Annotated in this window: 1 rRNA gene; it reads left to right on the top strand. The window is 49.8% G+C overall.

Going from position 1 to position 3,127, the window contains the following annotated elements:
* Positions 1-151 precede the first annotated feature (151 nt).
* Positions 152-3,045 (top strand): 23S ribosomal RNA (locus RH85_RS14695).
* Positions 3,046-3,127: the final 82 nt, after the last annotated feature.

Raw genomic sequence — 3,127 nt, 5'->3', positions numbered from 1 at the left:
ATGGTAAACACCAAAAAACACATTCAAGTGTTCTTGGCAATATCATCATTTATGATGATTATTCGAAATTGAGTCCGGCAAAATCGAACGTCTCTCACTCATAAAATAGAGAGACAACTTGGTTGTTTAACGAAACTCCTTCGGGTTGTATGGTTAAGTGACTAAGCGTACACGGTGGATGCCTTGGCAGTCAGAGGCGATGAAAGACGTAGTAACTTGCGATAAGCCCAGATTAGGTAGTAACAACCATTTGAGTCTGGGATTTCTGAATGGGGAAACCCACGTGCATAAGCACGTATCATTAACTGAATACATAGGTTAATGAGGCGAACCGGGGGAACTGAAACATCTAAGTACCCCGAGGAAAAGAAATCAACCGAGATTCCGAAAGTAGCGGCGAGCGAAATTGGATTAGCCCTTAAGCGTTTTATGCGTCAGGTGAAACTTCTGGAAAGTTGTGCGATACAGGGTGATAGCCCCGTAACCGGCAACGCATATTAAGTGAAAACGAGTAGGGCGGGACACGTGTTATCCTGTCTGAATATGGGGGGACCATCCTCCAAGGCTAAATACTACTGACTGACCGATAGTGAACCAGTACCGTGAGGGAAAGGCGAAAAGAACCCCTGTGAGGGGAGTGAAATAGAACCTGAAACCGTGTACGTACAAGCAGTAGGAGCAGGCATTGCGTCCTGTGACTGCGTACCTTTTGTATAATGGGTCAGCGACTTAATTTTAGTAGCAAGGTTAACCATCTAGGGGAGCCGTAGGGAAACCGAGTCTTAACTGGGCGTATAGTTGCTAGAATTAGACCCGAAACCAGGTGATCTAGCCATGGGCAGGTTGAAGATTGAGTAACATCAATTGGAGGACCGAACCGACTAATGTTGAAAAATTAGCGGATGACTTGTGGCTAGGGGTGAAAGGCCAATCAAACCTGGAGATAGCTGGTTCTCCCCGAAAGCTATTTAGGTAGCGCCTCGGACGAATACTACTGGGGGTAGAGCACTGTTAAGGCTAGGGGGTCATCCCGACTTACCAACCCTTTGCAAACTCCGAATACCAGTAAGTACTATCCGGGAGACACACGGCGGGTGCTAACGTCCGTCGTGGAGAGGGAAACAACCCAGACCGCCAGCTAAGGTCCCAAATTATTACTAAGTGGGAAACGATGTGGGAAGGCTTAGACAGCTAGGATGTTGGCTTAGAAGCAGCCATCATTTAAAGAAAGCGTAATAGCTCACTAGTCGAGTCGGCCTGCGCGGAAGATGTAACGGGGCTAAGTAATAAACCGAAGCTGCGGCAATGAAGTTTACTTCATTGGGTAGGGGAGCGTTCTGTAAGCGGTTGAAGGTGTGCTGTAAGGCATGCTGGACGTATCAGAAGTGCGAATGCTGACATGAGTAACGATAAAGGGGGTGAAAAACCTCCTCGCCGGAAGACCAAGGGTTCCTGTCCAACGTTAATCGGGGCAGGGTAAGTCGACCCCTAAGGCGAGGCCGAAAGGCGTAGTCGATGGGAAACGGGTTAATATTCCCGTACTTCTTATAATTGCGATGGGGGGACGGAGAAGGCTAGGTGGGCCTGGCGACGGTTGTCCAGGTTCAAGTACGTAGGCGGAGAGTTTAGGTAAATCCGGACTCTTGTTAACGCTGAGATACGATGTCGAGCTACTACGGTAGTGAAGTCATTGATGCCATGCTTCCAGGAAAAGCCTCTAAGCTTCAGATTATAAGAAATCGTACCCCAAACCGACACAGGTGGTCGGGTAGAGAATACCAAGGCGCTTGAGAGAACTCGGGTGAAGGAACTAGGCAAAATGGTACCGTAACTTCGGGAGAAGGTACGCTCTCGACGGTGAAGTCCCTCGCGGATGGAGCTATTGGGAGTCGCAGATACCAGGTGGCTGCAACTGTTTATTAAAAACACAGCACTGTGCAAAATCGTAAGATGACGTATACGGTGTGACGCCTGCCCGGTGCCGGAAGGTTAATTGATGGGGTTAGACTTCGGTCGAAGCTCTTGATCGAAGCCCCGGTAAACGGCGGCCGTAACTATAACGGTCCTAAGGTAGCGAAATTCCTTGTCGGGTAAGTTCCGACCTGCACGAATGGCGTAATGATGGCCACGCTGTCTCCACCCGAGACTCAGTGAAATTGAAATCGCTGTGAAGATGCAGTGTACCCGCGGCTAGACGGAAAGACCCCGTGAACCTTTACTACAGCTTGGCACTGAACATTGACCCTACATGTGTAGGATAGGTGGGAGCCTTTGAAGCACGTACGCCAGTATGTGTGGAGGCAATCTTGAAATACCACCCTTGTATGCTTGATGTTCTAACGTTGGTCCCTTATCGGGATTACGGACAGTGCCTGGTGGGTAGTTTGACTGGGGCGGTCTCCTCCCAAAGAGTAACGGAGGAGCACGAAGGTGGGCTAAACACGGTTGGACATCGTGTGGTTAGTGCAATGGCATAAGCCCGCTTAACTGCGAGAATGACGGTTCGAGCAGGTACGAAAGTAGGTCATAGTGATCCGGTGGTTCTGTATGGAAGGGCCATCGCTCAACGGATAAAAGGTACTCCGGGGATAACAGGCTGATACCGCCCAAGAGTTCATATCGACGGCGGTGTTTGGCACCTCGATGTCGGCTCATCACATCCTGGGGCTGAAGTCGGTCCCAAGGGTATGGCTGTTCGCCATTTAAAGTGGTACGCGAGCTGGGTTTAGAACGTCGTGAGACAGTTCGGTCCCTATCTGCCGTGGGCGTTGGAAAATTGAAAGGGGCTGCTCCTAGTACGAGAGGACCGGAGTGGACGAACCTCTGGTGTTCGGGTTGTCATGCCAATGGCATTGCCCGGTAGCTAAGTTCGGAATCGATAACCGCTGAAAGCATCTAAGCGGGAAGCGAGCCTTGAGATGAGTTTTCCCTGGCACTTTAAGTGCCCTAAAGGGTTGTTCGAGACTAGAACGTTGATAGGCAGGGTGTGTAAGCGCTGTGAGGCGTTGAGCTAACCTGTACTAATTGCCCGTGAGGCTTAACCATACAACACCCAAGGGGTTTTGTAGGACTCAATGCAAGAACGATTGAATGTGTAACGAGAACACAAAGACAGCTTTCCGAATTA

Source organism: Vibrio ichthyoenteri ATCC 700023 (assembly GCF_000222605.1).
Lineage (GTDB): Bacteria > Pseudomonadota > Gammaproteobacteria > Enterobacterales > Vibrionaceae > Vibrio > Vibrio ichthyoenteri.
This window is presented reverse-complemented; position numbering and strand designations above follow the sequence as displayed.